This is a genomic window from Serratia sp. Ae19-1, assembly GCF_059801225.1.
The window spans coordinates 70315-88940 of the sequence record NZ_JBCHWD010000011.1 but is presented as its reverse complement, the minus strand read 5'-3'; the positions used below and the strand labels follow the sequence as shown (position 1 = coordinate 88940).

The window sequence follows — 18626 nt, the reverse complement described above, 5'->3', positions numbered from 1 at the left end:
CACTTCCTGCGCTTATGTTGCACAGAAGGAGTAAGTACGGAATCTCTTGTCTTTTTTCGCGCACGGGTTATACTCCCATACAGAAGCAACAACTTCTGCATGATTTGTTAAGGACCCCGTTAATCTCGCGATGCCGCCAAGTATCTAAGATTATCGGGGTTTTTGCTTTTCTGGGCTTTGCTAACTAACCACCCAGAACCTGCCACCTTCTTCGGCGTGACAACCTAATAAATTCATTTAGAACAATAAGTTCTCCGACTTTATCACCACAACAATGCAGGATCAATTTTTAGGATCTATCCGGCAGCAGGATCAAACATCACCTCTGGAGCGATGCGCTTCTGCGTCTCGTTTTAAGCTTTCGAACAGCTCAAGTGGTACAAGATAAAATGCCGGCGCGCTACGGTTCAGAATAGCAATAGCATCACCCTCTGCTGACTCGACAGTCCCTAACGGATCCCTTTTGAACTCCGTGATACCAGCGACTTTCGTGCAATGTATCGGATGTGCCATAACTCCTCCTGATTTACAGATAGCACCTACGAATTATTGTATCGTAGCATACAATCAGACACTTAAAAGCATCATTAACTAATATTATGATCGCAGATCAAATCCAGTTAAGTGTCGCCTTACATGATATAGTACATCAACACACAGAATATATCTCTAAATTTCAAATACATACGGCTCTTAGTGGATGATGTCTAAACTCGTTTCTTCAAAAAAAAATTCCAACTCGCTCCCCAGGTTTTAAACCTGATATCCAACAGCAGAGAACCGATGACAATCAAGAACGGCAATCTGCAGTATGTAGCGGTAAACCAAGCTTTTCTTCGATTATTAAAACTCCCCAACGATTATCCGATTGTAGGAAAAACGTTGGACCAGCTCCCTACCTCCTTAGCTTACCTCTCACAACGAATACATAAGCAGGAGGAACTCGTTATGGAACATGAAGATAAGTTTTCTTCAATCGTTACGCATCCAATAGGTGAGAGCAACTCCATACATGCCCTATGCTTCGAATCTAGACCCTATTACGACGATGACGGGATCTGCTCAGGAACGATGCTTCAAGTTAGGCCTGTTGATATTTTTGGGCCAGACAGCTTGCTATCGGGAGACGTTCCCAAATCGTTGGTATACAGGGTACCGTCTGAGATATTCACAAATGCTGAATGGGAGGCCATCTTCTTAATCTCTCTAAAATACAGCAGGAAAATGATGTCTCGAATATTAGGAACCTCTCTTAAAGCGGTAGAACACAGAATCAGCCGATGCCTGCTGAAAACCGGGACCTCGTCTGGAGCCGAACTATTAGACTTTTGCAAAAAGAATAACTGGGATGCATATGTTCCCCCTCGTTTTTTAAAGCCTCGGTTTCGACTATTCAGAGCTGCTCCTGATGCGTATCTAGTTGACTCATCACTAAGCAGACAGTAGTCTTCAAAGATCACAGTAAATCCTGTGATCGGGCGTGAGAACCCGTATCTACACGTGCACATAGACACGCACAAGCGTGTTTTTTTGTGTACTGAACCAGCACATCTTCGTAATGGCGGTTCAGGTAGGGCAACCGTAAGGTTGGCCGGTACCGTGTAGGCCGGTTTCTCACCCCTGCCTGGGCTGCCACCAGAGCGTGAGAACTCCTTGGTAGCCGACATAGTATCTACACGGGAGCTTCATCTATGATGTGCAAGAACCTATCAAAAATTTCTATATCCCCCTTAGCAAATGAACATGCCTTTATAGGCCTAGCTGCTAAAGCTCACCCTCATCAGAAATCCTTCGCCCATACCACATGTCGCGACAAGGTCCATGGGGTTTCTCCCCATTAAAGGGGATGCATATTGCGCGTAAATTTACTACGTATAGATTTGCTAGGGGACTTAACGATGATTAATGAAAACACTATTAACGCCCTGCATAGCGTATTTCCTGAGCTTTCCAGAAAACAGTTAGAAATCGTTACTCTGTATGCTCACGGTAATGCATATGAGACAATCGCTGACATTTGCAATATTTCTGTTGAGACAGTCCGCTCGCATCTGAAGCGAAGTACTAAAGCTCTGAACTTAAAAAGTAACGATGCAATGCGTGCAGTTATATTGTCACGCTCATATTTTTTCATGATTTCATTGATGATCACAAATTAATCAAAAAATGCACCCTTGAGGGTGCATTTTTAGGATTCAGCCTATTTACACTTTACTTCATTATACAGAGAAACAAAAATACGCACAGTTCCTTAAGTATTGCCGCCAATTTTACTTAAGGGACTAACCTACAAGAGCATCCTGAGCCATGAAGGCGCTAGAACTACAGCATGCAAACTTAAGTGTTTGTTAGTAAGACTGTTTCGCCTTCATGGTTGAGTATGTTCGACCCCATTGAACTTGAATTATCCTTTCATGGATCAATTCTGCGCGAAGCGTTCAAAAATGAATATTGAGACTGTATGTAACCAACAATGGTATCTTGCTCTCTATATTACCGGGGGCAAAAACCGCGAGAACTTATTCGACTGGCTACACGACAGGAGAATAACTCCATGGACACCTTTATCCTTAACGCAAATACGGCGTGCGGATGCCCCGCATGTTTTCAGAAAAAGGATCTCGGCCGTTTTCCCAGGATATTTCTTCCTTAAGGCAGATTTCGAATCACAGAAAATAGATATGATTCGGGCGCACTCTGCATTCTGCGACTTTGTGAAATTCGGCAGTAAAATTGCCCCTGTGAATACAAGGGTAGTCGAAGCATTAATGAAGAAATACCCCGACCCGACTCATCACCCTGCTGCAAGAGCTGAACTCGAAGCGGCATCAGATATCTGGCTGACAAAAAGCCAATACAAACGCCTTACGCAGTTAGATAAAACGGATCATCCCATATCCCGGACTGCAATGCTGTTCGATATGATCACCCATGCTGATGCGTGGGGATTTTAAAATGTACTTAACCGAGCCTCTTAAGCTGGTTCAAACCAGTTTTACACCATCCCTTTAGTTTCCCCCGTTCACGGGGGCTTTTTTTCACCGTTTTCCGGCAATGACGTCTGGGCTGGCCCTGCCCAATGAACACCCTCTGTTCCTGTAGCCAGCCTGCTTTCAGGCTTCTTTCATTCTGGCGGAATGAAGGTACAGACGTCATTGCCAGAAACCGGAACCAGAGAGAGACAAACCATGCAATCCACCCAGGAACAGGTCAGCCATCTCTTGTGGTGCATTCTCGTAGCCTTACGTACGGCAGTCGAAAACCATCACATAACCTCAGAGCGTGGCAAACGTAGATTCATCACAGAATGGCTAAGCGGAGCACGAAGAATACCAACATTCAAAGGGATGGGTAGCGAGTTTATGACTATCCGGCAGTTGCTCGAAACCGAACGAAATCGTCCCATTGATGACGTCCTGACTGCGCTCTGGACCAACGCTGTTTCAACCGGGAACTGTGATCTGTTTCGTTTTCGGGCAGTCCTTAATTCACTTCTCGGCCTTGGCTGGAAGCACTGCCTTTGCCCCTGGCCTGAGCAGGTTGTAACTGAAATCATGGAACGCCAGCGAAATCGTAAGAACCACATCCTACAGTTCACCCGTATGGAAGAAGCATTTACCGCGACAGGCTCAATGACTTCCCCCGTCACGCTTCAACTCCTCCTAAAAAAAAATGAAGATGATGAGGTAGAAAAGTCTTTCTATCTCGATCGTTTCTCTGTTGTCCGTGGCCGCGATATCTCACTACCCAAAGCCACTCTTCGCACACTCTATATCGGACATCACACACTGCCGGAGTCAGCATGGGGTGCCCGTGAAGGTGTCCGCTACGGGGATGTATGGCGCCCTGACCTTCATTAATCTTTTTGCCGAGGCTTAATCATGAAAACGCATATATTGGGCGTCCCGACTCGTCACATCCAGCTCTCTTTCATATCTGTATTTCACTAACAACTAACTCCTGAGTAAAAACATGAAACGTATTACCCTTACCGTATTGCCGCTTATTCTGAGCGCCTGCTCGTCCTCACAGCCCGATCAGCGTATTGACATAACTCACGGCAAATCAGCCTCTGTACAAAAAGTGGTTTCTCTCAGGATGGATGCGCCGCTCAGCCAACCTGTTACTTTCGACAACTCAGACAATGTCCGCTATGTAAATTCGGTCACTACTGAAGATGGGAAAATCATCAGTAAGGAATACCGCACTCTCTCTTATGGGACCACGGTCAGGGCTGTCGTCAGCGATGCAGGGGATGACAAACAACTCGTTTCACTGGCGGTACGACACGCCTGCCATCCCGAATTATCAAAACTCCCTGCTGGCTCAGCCGAGGAAGGGATAGACCTGCCCTCGCAAAATTACATAACTCAGCAGCAAAAAATTCTGATAGCGCGCGGAGACGATGTTCTGATCAGCGGTACCGGTTTTGACGCGAACTGTGCTTTTCCACGTATTACCGTTCACCCCACCGAATAACCCCCGGGGACCATCATGAAAAAACTTGCCCTGCCCCTGTTAATACCGTCGCTGTTAAGCAGCTGCGCGGGATTTAATAACCGTAACATTGCTCCTGACACACCTGCGCTCGTGTTTGTCGACGGCCAGATCAGCGATAGTGCCGATATCATTACACAGACACAGCGGCGAATTGCGCCTCCGGCGGCCACTCCCGTTCCCGTACGCCAGCCGACATCTTTAGCGGTAACATCGCAGACCTCCCCGCTGCCGCAACCAACAATGATGGCCTCCTCCGCAAAACAAGTCAGCTCAGTGAGCCCCATCATGAATCCAGCGCTGCCGGCACTCACATTTACCGGCACACCAGGTCCCGTTGCCGTTCTGTCATTATCACCGGTGCGTAACCTCACTTTCGAACAGTGGGTCAGGCGCATCATTCCGACTGGCTGGACGCTGAACTATGAGAATGGCCTGCGACCTGTACTGAATACCCGTATCGTCTCGGTCGACACCAATGACCAGTGGACCAGGGTGCTCAACCGTCTGCTGACAGAGCAATCCATCCAGGGTCAGCTGGACTGGGATCGTCATGCCGTCACATTGCAACGAAAGGGGCAAACCGCTCAGATGCCCGTCCCTGCACTGTCCACTGGAAACCTCCCTGCTCCGCCACAGGCGTCTGGCGCGCCGAGAAATCCGTTCAGCGGACCGGAGGTGACCCAACCCATACCGACGGCAGCGGTTAAAACCAGCACATCCTCTGTAACAACAAAACCGGTGAAGGCACCAACAGCGGTAGTTAAAGCACAACCAGCCACCGGGGAACCAGTCGCACCTGTGGTTCAGGGCAAAACCTGGCTGGCGCCATCGGGAACGACTCTTCGGGAAATGTTGATGAAATGGGCGCAGGATACCCGCTGTGAATCAGGCGCATCATCGCACTGGACGGTTATCTGGCCAGTATCCGTGACGGATTATCGGCTTGACGCACCACTGACCTTCCGCGGCTCATTTGAAACCATGCTCGGTCAGATGTTCGATCTTTACCGTTCAGCACAGAAACCGCTTTATGCTGAAGCTTCCCGCATGCAGTGCGTGGTATCTGTCACAGACACTCCGGCAGGTCGGTGATGGGCTGGGTCATACTGGCAATCAGCATGATATTTTTCCTGATTGTCGGTGATATAGATTCGCAACAAAATCAGACCAGCCGGACTGCAATACAGACGCAGAGCGGCCAGCTTTATGCCACCCAGATCCTGACCATCGCCAACCGCGTTAACGACTGGCGTTACAAAACTGGCCAAACGAACGGCACAGTTCCAGTTGACCAGCTGGGTCTTCCCTTTACTCCCGACGCTCGGATCCAGTACCGGTTACTTCAGAGTAGATTGTGGGTCTGGATGCCGGAACAAGCTGGACTCGTTGATGCCTTACGGGCACAGAGTCGCGGTTCGGCACTCATCGGCACCATGAGAAGCGGCCAGTTAATCTGGCTTTCGGGTCTGGCCACCGGGCTCACGGCTCCACAGGGCGTTCCTGAAGGCGCTGTGGTTTACCTCAACTAATCCGGATTTCCCCCATGAAGAAAACCCTTTTGCGGCGCCTGCTAATGGCGTCCTGCTTTGCCATGCTCGCAGGCTGTACCTTCTCTGAAATCAACAAAATGCAGACTAAGGCACAATCTGACGCCACGGTAGCCCGCGCACAGGCACAGCTCCCGCGAACACAACATCAACAACCACTGACCTGGACGGAGCGTCAGTGGATTAATCCGAGTCCTATCCCGGTCGCCGTTCGTGAACGGAACCACCAGGCTCCGTCATGTAATATCACCCAGGCAAAAAATACAATTACGCTACAGGAACTGGCACAACGCATCACCGCGCTGTGTGGAACCCCCGTTATTTTTACTCCTGACGCCCTTGATATCAGCCAGAGCAGCGTCAGTACCGGCGTCACACGCCAGATGAGTGGCACACTACCACCACCTGATGACAGCGGTCGGACGCCACTGGCCAGTCTGGGGGGTGTAAATTCTTTGCCGACTGGAGGAACCAGCCAGCCCCTCAACCTTACCGGACTGATGTGGCAGGGAGACCTGGGCGGACTTCTGGATCTGATGGCCAGCCGTAGCGGTCTCTACTGGCGAATGGATAATGGAACTATCGTGTTCTATCTGATGGAAACCCGGACCTATTCGCTGGCCATGCTGAACACTAAAACGTCCAGCACGTCGAGCGTCAGCTCAGGGACGACCAGCAGTATGGGAGCCACCAGTGGTACAGATAACTCCGCCTCCGGCGAATCCACAACCTCCCAAAGCACAACCACGGGGCAGGAATACGATTTGTATGCTGATCTGCGAAAAGCTGTGGAGTCGATGCTGACCCCGAACAAAGGTCGCTACTGGCTGTCCTCCTCCAGCTCATCACTGATTGTGACAGACACGCCGTCAGTACAAGCCGCTGTGGCCCGTTATGTGAACGAGCAAAATCTCATCATGAACAGGCAGGTAGCCCTGAATGTTGAAGTCCTGAGCGTCGGTAACTCACGAAACGAAGATTTCCGGATTGACTGGAACCTGGTGTACAAATCACTGCACTCTGCTGGCGCCACGCTTAACAACGCGACAGGGGATCTCACTGGTGGTATTTCTGCCGGCGCGTCCATTCTTGATACCGCTACTGGTAATGCCGCGAAGTTTGCTGGCTCCAGCCTTCTGCTGAAAGCATTGTCAGAACAGGGCGATGTCAGCGTCGTCACTTCTCAGTCCAGTACCGTGACTAACCTAACGCCCGTGCCTATTCAGATGGCAGATCAGACGGTCTATGTAGCGCAGTCGGCTACAACGACAACCACCGATGTCGGCGCCACTACAACGCTGACTCCTGGGATGATCACCACCGGTTTCAACATGACCCTGTTACCGTTGATTCAGGAAACAGGTAACGTTCAGCTACAGGTAAACTTCAACCTGTCAGATCCACCGACCATCCGTAACTTCACGTCAAAAGACGGGAACTCTTACATCGAGATGCCATATACCAAACTGCGCTCTCTGAGCCAGAAGGCAAATCTCCGGGCCGGGCAATCGCTGATCCTCACTGGTTTTGATCAGAACAATACCTCCGTCAATAAATCCGGCACCTTTACGCCAGGGAACCCGCTCCTGGGCGGAAGTCAGTCAGGTAAAAACGAACGGACCACCCTGGTCATCGTGATCACACCGACATTCCCGCAAAGTTCCGGAGGCTGAAATGAAGGATGAGGATTACCTGTTTACAATCCGGGATGGAAAATCCCGCAGTCGTTACTGGCTGGCGGGGATGGACTGGGCGCCAACGGAAAGACAGAAATTTCGGCTGCCGTCATTTCAACTAATAAAATCACGTTCCGGAAGAACAGACGGCGTTGGCGTCCACACCTCAACCGGTCAATTCAATACACGGGAAAAAGGGCAATCAGTCGCAGGGAGTGGCAGATTGCCCGTCCGTTATCGCCGTCACCAGCTCTTTTCGCTGGCACTCGCGTTCTGTGCCAGCACACGAAATGGATACGGTATTTATCGGCTGAGTAGTACCGACTTCGTGTTTCTGGCCAGTATTAATGGTGTGCCTGCCGTCACTGCCGATAAAACAGGGAGTGCGGACAAAATGCAGGGGCTGCTGACACTGTTCCTGAGCATGAACGAACCGCCCCCAGAAGGCTGGGACTGTCTGGCATCAGTGGAAAACCCCCTTGATGCTAACAGCCTCTTTGCCGGACTATCTGCACGCAGGCGACAGCAATGCCGTGTGTATGTAGATGGGCTCCGGAGACAACGCTGGTTACTGGCTTGCGCGATACTACTGCTCAGCACAGGCGCCATTGCCTGGTGGCAGACGGCCACACCACCGGAGGAACCGGTACTCACCGCTGAAGAAATACAGGCCAGGGCGCGCGCAATGTTCGCCAGTCAGGCAAAACCTAAGGTTTTGCCTCATCCTTGGGCACGCGAGGTAACAACCCAGGCTCTGATCGACGATTGTCAGAGAAAGACCGATCCGGCGCTACATGTTCTGGGAAGCTGGAAACTGGCATCCGGGACCTGCACTCCTGAAGGGATAACCCTTTTGTACCAGATTATGCCCGGTGGCACAGTCGAGGGATTTCTCGCTCGCAGTCAGGAGGTCTTCGGTGTCACGCCAGTATTCAACCTTAAGGAGGGGGGACGGGAAGCCCGAATTTCATTACCGCCCCCGGACAGACCACTCAGAGATGAAGCAGTGCCTGACAGTTCATTGCAGCTCATCCGCATCCTCTCCTGGTTCCAGCGTCAGCAAATCACACTCAACATCACCGATGTAGCCATGCCTCCAGTCCTGCCGGGGTCGAACGGAGAACCGCCTCCTGTGCAGGACTGGCAGGAATACGCTTTTAGTTTTTCCGCGCCCCTCCCCGCCATCATCTTATTCGACGGTCTGGATGAAACTGGTATCCGACTTACCCGTTTAACATTCGAGCTGAACGGAAGTGCGTTCAGCTATACCACTGAAGGTAAAATTTATGCGTCAGCAAAGTAAGTTTTTTCGGCAGGCGACACTCTGGCTCCTGCTGCCAATATTCGGGCCTTTACCCGTTCAGGCCTCCCAGTCCACGAACCAGCAGGTATCACCGCCAGTAGGGAACGTGATACCCGGTGTGACGAAGGGACAGCTTGAACAGCTGCATATCCGAAACGTCATTCTTCAGGCAGAAGTTCAGGGCGCGCAACTGCAGCGTCAGCTTGAGGAAAATCAATCCAGCGTCGGTACTACTGCCACCGCCCTTCCCGGTGCCTCCTTCGGCGATACTTCACTGCCTGGCCAGCCTGCACGTCCGGTTACTGTGAGTAATCGCCCTGTCGTGCTGGAGATTAACGGCCGCGATAAAAACCTCCGCGCCACACTGCAACTGCAATCAGGACTGTCATTGGTTGTATCACCCGGAAGCCGTATTCCAGGGATGGAGAGCACAGTCAAAAGCATTACCTTAGCTGGCGTCACACTCAGCGATGGCACACTGCTTGCCTTTGGGGACTAACCATGAGCGCTATTACTGCAGAATCTCTTCTGCTGTTTGATGACGGTGACAGGAAAGAAATCCTCATTGATACCAACCAGCGAGTCGACCCAGGTGTACAGGCCGCGCTGATGGACTTAATGAACAAACATCCAGGGATCAAACATCGGTTTGTCACTCTCTCAGACTTACGAGAGGCGCGGAAAAAGCAGGAAGCTCAACCGCAGGCCAGCGATAAGACAGGATTAACTCTGGCAGACCTGGATGGAGACAGCAGCCAAAGTGAGCAAAGGATCCTGAACTATTTTTCAGTGGCCAAAAAGCTCGGTTCCTCAGATATTCACTTTCTGATTTCAGATTCACTCTTCCAGGTCAAAATGCGTGTCCACGGCTATTTGCATGTGGTGGATGAACGTCGGCGGGAGGAAGGTATATCCCTCTGTGCCACCTGTATTCTCTCGATGTCGGATGTATCAGAAACCAGCTTCTACCCACACCGTGAACAGGATGCACGACTCTCCCCGGCCATGATGCGGAAAATAGGTCTTTTTGGTGCCCGCTACAGTCACCGCCCAACTGGCGATGGGCTGATTGCGGTTATGCGACTTATTCCGGATGACGGTAACAACGTACCTGACTTCCTGCAACTGGGTTATCTACCCGAACAAATCAAGCTGCTTAAACGCATGATTGACCGACCTGAAGGGAAGATCATCCTCTCGGGGCCAACTGGTTCCGGTAAATCCACCACGCTCCGTACCGCCTGCCGTGAATATCTGGATACCAACCCCGGGCAACACCTTCTAACCATCGAAGACCCACTTGAGGGGCAAGTCGTGGGAGCTGTTCAGACGCCAATCATCTGCGACAAATCAGATGAGGAAGCAGTACGTATCGCCTGGGGAAAAGCTATCTCGTCAGCTCTGCGACTGGATCCGGACGCCATTATGGAGGGTGAAATGCGTGATCTTGTCTCGATGCTGGCCACCATTTATGCCGCCCAGACCGGACACCTAGTGATGACAACCCTGCACACAAACTCAGCACTCGGCATCCCGGAGCGTATGGTTACGCTCGGTGTTAACGAAAATCTGTTGTGTGATGCCCAACTTTTAATCGGACTAATCAGTCAGCGTCTGGTACCCACACTATGTCCGGAATGTCGTATATCCTGGCAGGATAAGGTCAACACCTTAAGTGACGAGGAAAAGGACTGGCTGGAGAAATACTGCAATATTGAAGGCGTCTGCTCGACCGACAGGCTCTATTTCCATAACCCGGCCGGGTGTGAAGCATGCACACAGGTGGTGGAGATCAACGGCCAGGTGCGTGGCAAAGTCGGTCAGGGTATCAGGGGACGTACCGTCATTGCCGAGGTTATCGAGACCAATAACCGTCTTTTTAAACTGCTGAAAACTGACGGCAAGGTCGCAGCTCGCCAGTTCTGGATAAACAACATGCAGGGGATCAGCCGTGTCCGGCACGTCCTTCATAAAATCAACGACGGACTGGTCGACCCGCTGATGGCCAACCGGATCATTCCACTCGATGAAGATGAACGTCTGGAGGTGGATGATGCGTGAAATGCATTTCCTGAAACGACTCCGCTATACCCTGGTTCGTAAGACGTTCAGCGGACAGTACCGAGTTCAGTTCTATGAAGCGCTGCGGTTTCTGATTGAAAACCGACAGAAACTAAAGCCTTCTCTGGAGAAAATGCGCAATGCCTGGACGAACTTCGGACAGAAGTGGCATCCCTACGTTGAGCTGACGGACGACTGCATTGATGCGTTAAGGGAAAACAGCGGGGAAAAAACGCTTGAGCGTACACTCACCCGATGGCTACCTGCCGCAGAAGCTTCCGTTATAAGCGCCGGCATACGCAGTGAGTCACTTCCACGCTCACTAAGATACGCCTGTGCCCTGACACACGCTGGTAAGCGTATTCGTGCAGCTGTATGGCAGATGGCCATCTATCCGATTGGCTTTGCCATCATGTTGTCCAGTTCCATCTATGTACTGAATACCGAGCTACTTGCCACGCTTACAGAAATCAGCCCGCCAGAGAGCTGGACCGGGGCACTAGGGTTTCTTTACGGGATCTCAGTGTTTTTCAGTGAGTATGGAGTGATAACCGGCGTCGTGGCCACCGCGTTAATTATCTGGACGGTATGGTCCCTCCCGCGCTGGCATCGCCCTGACAGGCTTCGTCGTGTATTCGACGGGCTGATGCCATGGTCGGTTTATAAGGATATTCAGGGCGCGACCTTCCTGTTGAACATTGGAGCACTACTACAGTCCGGCGTAAGAACCAAAGACGCGCTGGAGATCCTGCAGGAAACTGCATCCCCCTGGCTTGCAGTCCGAATCGACGCAATTACCGAACACGTACGTGAAGGTAAACATTTCGGACTGGCCCTGAAGGACTGCGGTTACGATTTCCCGTCGCAGGAAGCGGCCAACTTCCTCTCCCTTCTCCAGGGTGATGGAGACGATGAAATCATCATCAACTACGGTCAGCGCTGGCTTGAGCAAACCCTGGAGCGCGTAGCAAAACGTGCTGTCGTTGTCCGCGGATTCATGTTCCTGTCAATGATCATGATGCTTCTGCTTCTGGTCTTTGTCGTTATGGATATCAATGCCCTTAGCAACTCGTCGGGCTCTTTTTAAATGAGGAAAAACCATGCAATTTAATTCTGAACCAACTTCTCAGCCATACAAACCAACCAAGACGGTTACGCACCCCCGCGGCTGGGGCTACCTGGAGCAGGGCAGTCTTGCTCTAATCGTGCTGGCCGTCATCGGATTCGTGCTTGCGGGATACTTCGCCCTCAAAAATAACGTCAACGTAGGTAAGGAGTCGTCGAACATTCAGTCGCTCATCACAAGCACCCAAAACATGATGAAAGGAGGAGATGGATACACATTCACTTCCGGTGCCAAAATGATGGGCTCGCTTATCCAGATGAAACTACAGCCTAAAAGTATGACTGTACGTGGTACCCCCTCTTCCGGCACCGCAACGCTTTATAATGGATGGGGGGGAGCCGTGACACTGTCACCTGTCACAGTCTCCGGGTTCTCAAATGGATTCTCTTTGACCTACGAAATGGTTCCTCAGGGTGCCTGCGTCTCGCTCGTCACAGCACTCAGTCGCGCCAAAATTGCTGATGCGATCACCGTCAACTCCACGGCGCACAGTGATGGGGTCGTGACAACTGAAGAAGCCAGCGCGCAATGCACAGCTGACAATGGCAGCACAGGTACCAACAAGCTGATCTTCACGATGAACAGCTAAGGAGACAACATGCGGAGAGAACGTATTCTCTCCTGCCGCCTGGTAATGACGCTGCTCATTCTGTCCTTTTCCTCCGGCCCATTGATGGCCAGCACGAACTCCCCGCCTGCGACTTTTGATGCCTGCTTTAACAATGCCGGTGCCCGATACCAGATCGAGCCACTGCTGCTTAAGGCAGTGGCCAAAGGGGAGTCTTCGTTCCGTCCATGGGTCACAAACACCAACCGGGATAAAAAGGGTAATCCGGTCAGCACGGACTATGGGTTGATGCAGATTAACTCAACCCATGTTCCTAAGCTCGTCCGGATGGGTGTCATCCAGGGGGCAGAAGACCTGCTGAAGCGCCCCTGTCTGAACATTCAGATAGGGGCGTGGATCCTGGCCAGCCACTTTCAGGTATGTGGTGTGACCTGGAATTGCCTCGGGTCTTACAACGCTGGATTCCGTAAGGATCGGCACGAAACCCGTGAGCAATATGCCAACCGTATCTGGGGGTTCTATCTGGAGCTGAAAGGTCTTCGAGTCTGTCGACAGGTGAAAGGAAAGCGAATATGCGAACCATCATAGTTACGAGTCTGACGACAGCATGGAGTCTGCCGTTACTACTGGGGTTCGCACTCATTGGCAGAGTCCTGATGTGCCGCGTGCTCGAATTTCTGGAGGAGCACCCGATAAACGTTAAGGAACAGAAAACAACCTTGATGGCAGGGATTTGGCTCTTCGCTACTTTCAGTATGATCGCTGCCCTTGCACCGGTTCCTGTTGCTGATCGGGCAGCTGCCATAGTGATGATGGCCTTCCTTCTTCAGGCCGGGAGCACAGACGCAGTCAGTGGATATCTGCCACGAACCTTCACAGTACGGCTGTTACTTGGGGGATTGCTCTGGGGAGCAGCATCAGACGTTTCAGTTGAAAGTATATCTACACAACTGGCGGAGATCGCAGCAACAGTCAGTCTGATGGCACTACTGAGTGTCCTGGTAAACCGGGGCACTCAGCGTCTGGGTCAGGGGGATTTATGGCTGATAACTGGCCTGACTGCCTGGATGGGTGGGAAAGATGCTGCACTGGTTACTCTGTTTGGAGCAGCAGCCTTTGTTCTCTGGCTGCTAACCTGGAATGTATCGGGGAAAAAAGAGGGACCGCTGGGACCCTGGCTTTGTCTTAGCGGGAGTATTTTCCAGCTCACTCTTCTGTATCAACCTGTATGGATATCGATTCTATGAAAAAGCATGATCGTGGCTGGGCAAATCTTGATGTCGCTCTGTCGCTCCTTGTTGTGATGGCAATGGCCGTCTTTGGACTCACTAAATACAAGGACTGGCAACAGGAGAAAAACTGGCAGGTTGAAGCAGCCCATATCAGTACCTACGCAGCAGCTGCGCGTGGCTACGTCGGGCGAAACTATGCCACGCTGTTAAGTGCAACCAGCACTACCGCGCCGACAGTGATCACCACAGCCATGCTTAAAAATACCGGTTTTCTGCCGTCCGGTTTTACCGAAACAAACAGCCAGGGTCAGCGTATGAACACGTACCTGGTCAGAAACGGGCAAAACACGGAATTGTTGCAGGGAATGGTGGTATCAAGCGGTGGAAGTGTATATCCGGCCAAAGCATTGAGGCTGATATCGAGGGACATCAAAACCGGATTCGGAGGATACATCGATGACGGTAAAACTGCCACCGGTGCCTTGCGGACTTGGAAAATCCCGCTGAGTAGCTACGGAGCTACTTCCGGAAATGGACATATCGTCGTGCTCCTCTCAACAGATGAGTTATCTGGTGCACAGGAGGATAACGACAGGTTGTACCGTTTTCAGGTTAATGGCCGCCCCGACCTGAATAAAATGCATACAGCAATAGACATGGGGGGAAATAATCTGAACAGCGTCGGTACCATTAATGGTAAGACAGGAACATTCAGCGGAAATGTGAGTGGTTTAAACGGTATTTTTTCCCAGAATATTACAGCGGGAGCACAGGTAAAAGGAGCTACAGTCCGTGCTGACAGTGACATCAGCGCCGGACGCAATATTACGGCAACAAACGAGGTCTCTGGTGCCACAGTTAAAGCAACAGGCAACCTTTCAGCTGGCGGTGTTTTGCAACTGGGTCAGGTAAACGTTGCAGGTATAGCCTGTTATCCGAATGGGCTGATAAGCCGTGATGCCAGTGGTGGCGTACTTTCCTGTCAATCCGGTGTGTGGAAGGGTACAGGCATAACCGAGGGTAATTACACTGTTCTCGGGACGTTTAAAGGTTCTTACTCCGGTACGAATAATACAGGAAAGCAATATCGCCTGTACGTAACAGGCGGCAATCCACCTAGCAAAAAAATCAACTATGGAGATGCTGATAACTGCGTTAATACATACTCGCTCGTCGCTGAAGTTGGGGGGCTGTACGTTGCAAGAGATTTAAATGGCAACTCTCAGTGGCAAAAATCAGGGACAGTGAACTTTGAAGTCCCGGATGGGTCTTCATTCTCTATTGTCTCAAATGGAATGATGTCTTACGGCTGTGACTACGGATCGTTCACTGTCTTTCGTTTCCAATAACCTTGCCAGTCTGATATGAGAAATGTGCTGGTTGTGTAACATGTTGCAGATTATTTACCTGTACTCTGTCGTCTTAGCTTACCAACAGTCAAACTCCACAACTCTGAATGTTAGTGGGATTTAGCGATAAATAACGGCAGTTAAGCAGCCTTTTGATCAGTGGTAGGTGACGAGATTGAAACTCCCAGGTGAGCATCCGTAAGAGGGTAAGGGGTTTGACGTTACACTAAACGTCGATCCCGCTGGGATAATGAAGTTTATAGTTCCGGATTTACTCCAATCTGAGTTAGCGGTACCAGCCGATGTAATGATACGTCCGTCAACCATACCTTTAAGATCCCATGTATTACGGCAATTGTCACCGTCTTTAATTCCTCTATCTATAGTGGAAACGCCGCCGGAAGCGTAAACCGTCATCGGGCGGCCAGTATCGTTAACCGATGTGTAAGTGGAAACAAATGCCCCTAGCGAAGAGTAACTACCGTTATAAATGGAGCCGGAAATCCACACATCGGATTGACAGTGTTATTGCATTTTTCGCACAAGGCTTTATTTTCTTCGCCTTTTGGGAGTAATGATGTCTTCTGTTGTGCGTATTAGAAAAATGTCTCTCAGTCGGGGCCTCGATAAGTATTACGAGTCGGTATCAGTTCACAAAAAGGGACATCTTCAGGAATTTTACCGGGTCAACGTCATTAAGCGTCACCCACTGGCTAACCGGAACATGGATGAGATCACCACAGTTGATATTGCAGCCTACCGTGATGAAAGGCTGATGCAGTTCAACCCAAGGACTGGGAACCCTATCACTGGCAATACAGTAAGGCTTGAACTGGCGCTTTTATCATCTCTATTCGGGATCGCTCGCGTGGAATGGGGAACCTGTCGAAGCAACCCAGTCGAACTGGTACGTAAACCTAAAGTATCCAAAGGTCGTGATCGCCGCCTGACATCCAGTGAAGAGCGCAGACTGTCCCGTTATTTCCGGGAACGAAACTTAATGCTGTATATAATTTTTCATCTCGCGCTTGAGACAGCCATGCGGCAGGGTGAAATCCTTAACCTGCAATGGGAATACATCGACCTGCAGCACGGCGTAGCACATCTGCCCGATACCAAGAATGGCTCATCACGAGATGTTCCTCTCTCACGTAAGGCTCGTAACCTGCTTCAGATGATGCCGGCCCAGCTAAAAGGTAAGTTGTTTTCCTATACGTCATCCGGTTTCAAAAGCGCCTGGCGGAATGCCCTCAAGGAACTCTCTATCGAGAATCTGCATTTTCATGATCTACGGCACGAGGCCATCAGCCGTTTCTTCGAACTCGGTACGCTGAACGTTATGGAGGTCGCAGCTATATCAGGCCATCGCTCGATGAATATGCTAAAACGCTACACCCATCTGAGAGCTTACCAGCTGGTCAGCAAGCTGGACGCGCGACGGCGCCAGACTCAAAAGATCGCCCCCTACTTCGTGCCCTATCCTGCCCAGGTTGAGCAGGACAGCGAAGAGTCAGGTGACATCAAGGTAATGCTATGCGATTTCGAAAATCTGACGGTATCAGCGCCGACTCGCGAACTTGCATTGGCCCGCGCCAGCGAACTGCTACTGCGGACACTGGCTCTTGCAGCCCAGCGCGGCGAACGAGTCCCCGCGCCGGGGGAGCTTCCTGTCAGGACAAATAATCACATCATGATATGTCCGCTTAACCCCGACCAGGCACTGTCGGCCCTGGTATAACTTTTCTTCTGGAGGGGCTGTGTTTTTGATTCTCCTTTCAGCAGTACCACTAACGCTACTGCTGTATTGCCCGATAATGACAATCGTCAGTGCCGTGACGCCCTGGAAAGGGTTCCGAACGGCCTTGGTTCGACATCGTAAGAAGCATTACACAACCCTGCATCTGTCGACATTTGACCGGGTTGGCCATCTTAATCTCCGGCGTGCGGCACGCTTTCACCGGAGCTTTCTGGCCACGTTGCAGCTGGCGCTACAAAGAGACAGCACGCCGGTGTACTTCACATCCCATCTGATGCGACCGGCACACCTGAAAAGCATGACTATCCTGATGTCAAAAATGGGGGAAACGCACCGCTGGCGCTGCACCACAGTCACGATACCTCCAGCCATCAGAAACGGGATACGGCTGCAAACATTTTTACAGGAATGGCGCTGGATAACCGTACCTGAAACCGGCGTGCTTGTACTCATTCGGCCGCGCCGGAAAGCGCGGTAAAAAAGCAAATACACAAACGTAATTAAAACGAACACGCAAACGCAGTCGATCTACACGATCGAATTAACTCGTTATACATACGCGTCACGATTAATTATTCTCTAACCCGCTGAGAAACAAAGTCTAATTTCACTTAAGGGGACCATGTGGCAAACAGTCTTACAGCAATTTTCACCTCGCTTCTGGCGCTCCCCGACCTTGATCGGAACAGGATTGCAGAACTGCTTCAGCGCAATGATAAGAAGCCCATGCAGACCACATCACTTCGGTTGCGACCTGGTACCCGTCAACTGATTGATGAGCTGTCAGGCAAAATTGGAATTTCTCAGTCAGAGTTGCTGAATATGGTAATTGAAGGCTCTTTTCGCGATATCTTCCTGCCATTCAGTAATACTGCAATCAGCGTTATAGACCGCTTTGAGCTACTGATGCAGTCACACGAGCTTAGCCCGACAGACATCGCAGAACTGCTGTCGTCATGGAATGTTCGGGTTAGTGTGCTACAGGACAGGGAACGTACAATGGACTATCTGTCCACCCCGCTTCTCCAGGCGCTCGCTGACTGGTTTTTCGTTTCTCCTGGCTGGTTGCTTGGAAGCAACGTTCCCCCTGTCGACACAGGCAGCGCGAGTCATCAATGGCCACAAACGGAAGAAACTTTCCGGGAGGTAATTATTCCTTCAGCCGAAAATAATAATGACAGCATTATTTTCTGGAAGACTGAAAATACAACTGAGGATAAAGATCAGGAACGAAACGGCATATTAATTAAGAAGAAAATATCTTCATCTCAGCTGACATATTTTCCGGTGCTATCCATTATTACGCGCACCCTGAATACAGAGCAGGAATGCTGGAAAGAGCGACTCCTCAGGGAACACGCAGCAACAGGTACTATCCGTCCCGTCACCTTAGGTGCAGGGCTGGCAACAGCACTTGAACACGGAACAACGTTACCCGTACTTATATTCAGACAGCTTTAAACCACGCTGAAAATCTGAATTAAAAAAGAAAAAGAAAATTTTGATGC

The 18626-nt window shown here is 50.7% G+C and carries 19 protein-coding genes; all 19 read left to right on the top strand.

Translation table 11 applies throughout. The annotated features are described in order from the left end of the window. Positions 1–759 precede the first annotated feature (759 nt). The 19 genes from AAIE04_RS23695 (at position 760) to AAIE04_RS23605 (ending at position 18579) form a co-directional block, all read left to right on the top strand. Positions 760–1446 (top strand): helix-turn-helix transcriptional regulator, encoded by a 687-nt coding sequence (locus AAIE04_RS23695; protein ID WP_498577779.1) that lies wholly within the window; start codon positions 760–762, stop codon positions 1444–1446. 452 nt (positions 1447–1898) lie between these two features. Further along, positions 1899–2159, top strand: coding sequence for a helix-turn-helix transcriptional regulator (locus AAIE04_RS23690; RefSeq protein WP_022650064.1), 261 nt, complete (start codon positions 1899–1901; stop codon positions 2157–2159). Positions 2160–2444: 285 nt separating this feature from the next. Next, complete coding sequence (locus AAIE04_RS23685; protein ID WP_032623570.1) at positions 2445–2954, top strand: transcription termination/antitermination NusG family protein; 510 nt, start codon at positions 2445–2447, stop codon at positions 2952–2954. 234 nt (positions 2955–3188) lie between these two features. Continuing rightward, the gene (locus AAIE04_RS23680) at positions 3189–3860 is read left to right on the top strand and encodes a hypothetical protein (RefSeq protein WP_045347674.1); all 672 of its coding nucleotides are present in this window, start codon (positions 3189–3191) and stop codon (positions 3858–3860) included. A 112-nt stretch (positions 3861–3972) separates the two neighbouring features. Next, a complete protein-coding gene (locus AAIE04_RS23675; protein WP_498577775.1) occupies positions 3973–4479 on the top strand; it encodes a hypothetical protein in 507 nt (168 codons plus the stop codon). Between the two features lie 15 nt (positions 4480–4494). Then, positions 4495–5592, top strand: a complete 1098-nt coding sequence (locus tag AAIE04_RS23670; RefSeq protein ID WP_498577774.1) for a toxin co-regulated pilus biosynthesis Q family protein — start codon at positions 4495–4497, stop codon at positions 5590–5592. After that, a complete protein-coding gene (pilM, locus tag AAIE04_RS23665; protein ID WP_032650419.1) occupies positions 5592–6029 on the top strand; it encodes a type IV pilus biogenesis protein PilM in 438 nt (145 codons plus the stop codon). The genes AAIE04_RS23670 and pilM overlap by 1 nt, the downstream gene beginning before the upstream one ends. 14 nt (positions 6030–6043) lie before the next feature. After that, on the top strand, positions 6044–7720 hold the full coding sequence (gene pilN / locus AAIE04_RS23660) for a PilN family type IVB pilus formation outer membrane protein (protein ID WP_059291124.1): 1677 nt from the start codon (positions 6044–6046) through the stop codon (positions 7718–7720). A 1-nt stretch (position 7721) separates the two neighbouring features. Continuing rightward, complete coding sequence (gene pilO2 / locus AAIE04_RS23655) at positions 7722–9026, top strand: type 4b pilus protein PilO2 (RefSeq protein WP_498577773.1); 1305 nt, start codon at positions 7722–7724, stop codon at positions 9024–9026. Beyond that, positions 9010–9525 carry a type IV pilus biogenesis protein PilP gene (gene pilP, locus AAIE04_RS23650; protein WP_498577772.1) on the top strand — a complete coding sequence of 172 codons (516 nt, stop codon included), beginning with the start codon at positions 9010–9012 and terminating at the stop codon, positions 9523–9525. The genes pilO2 and pilP overlap by 17 nt, the downstream gene beginning before the upstream one ends. A gap of 2 nt (positions 9526–9527) precedes the next feature. Beyond that, complete coding sequence (locus AAIE04_RS23645; RefSeq protein ID WP_498577771.1) at positions 9528–11087, top strand: GspE/PulE family protein; 1560 nt, start codon at positions 9528–9530, stop codon at positions 11085–11087. Beyond that, positions 11080–12174 (top strand): type II secretion system F family protein, encoded by a 1095-nt coding sequence (locus AAIE04_RS23640; RefSeq protein WP_498577778.1) that lies wholly within the window; start codon positions 11080–11082, stop codon positions 12172–12174. The genes AAIE04_RS23645 and AAIE04_RS23640 overlap by 8 nt, the downstream gene beginning before the upstream one ends. A gap of 13 nt (positions 12175–12187) precedes the next feature. Further along, positions 12188–12802, top strand: coding sequence for a type 4 pilus major pilin (locus AAIE04_RS23635; RefSeq protein ID WP_049222123.1), 615 nt, complete (start codon positions 12188–12190; stop codon positions 12800–12802). Between the two features lie 84 nt (positions 12803–12886). Then, positions 12887–13369 carry a lytic transglycosylase domain-containing protein gene (locus AAIE04_RS23630; protein WP_045261878.1) on the top strand — a complete coding sequence of 161 codons (483 nt, stop codon included), beginning with the start codon at positions 12887–12889 and terminating at the stop codon, positions 13367–13369. Beyond that, positions 13354–14028 carry a prepilin peptidase gene (locus AAIE04_RS23625; RefSeq protein ID WP_498577770.1) on the top strand — a complete coding sequence of 225 codons (675 nt, stop codon included), beginning with the start codon at positions 13354–13356 and terminating at the stop codon, positions 14026–14028. Before AAIE04_RS23630 ends, AAIE04_RS23625 begins: the two co-directional genes overlap by 16 nt. Beyond that, positions 14025–15362: a shufflon system plasmid conjugative transfer pilus tip adhesin PilV gene (gene pilV / locus AAIE04_RS23620; protein WP_022649980.1), complete on the top strand. Its 1338-nt coding sequence runs from the start codon at positions 14025–14027 to the stop codon at positions 15360–15362. Before AAIE04_RS23625 ends, pilV begins: the two co-directional genes overlap by 4 nt. A 577-nt stretch (positions 15363–15939) precedes the next feature. Continuing rightward, on the top strand, positions 15940–17100 hold the full coding sequence (locus AAIE04_RS23615; protein WP_194514698.1) for a site-specific integrase: 1161 nt from the start codon (positions 15940–15942) through the stop codon (positions 17098–17100). A 19-nt stretch (positions 17101–17119) separates the two neighbouring features. Then, positions 17120–17596 carry a hypothetical protein gene (locus tag AAIE04_RS23610; protein WP_498577769.1) on the top strand — a complete coding sequence of 159 codons (477 nt, stop codon included), beginning with the start codon at positions 17120–17122 and terminating at the stop codon, positions 17594–17596. Between the two features lie 146 nt (positions 17597–17742). After that, positions 17743–18579, top strand: a complete 837-nt coding sequence (locus AAIE04_RS23605; RefSeq protein WP_137042063.1) for a ribbon-helix-helix domain-containing protein — start codon at positions 17743–17745, stop codon at positions 18577–18579. The last annotated feature ends 47 nt before the right edge of the window (positions 18580–18626 follow it).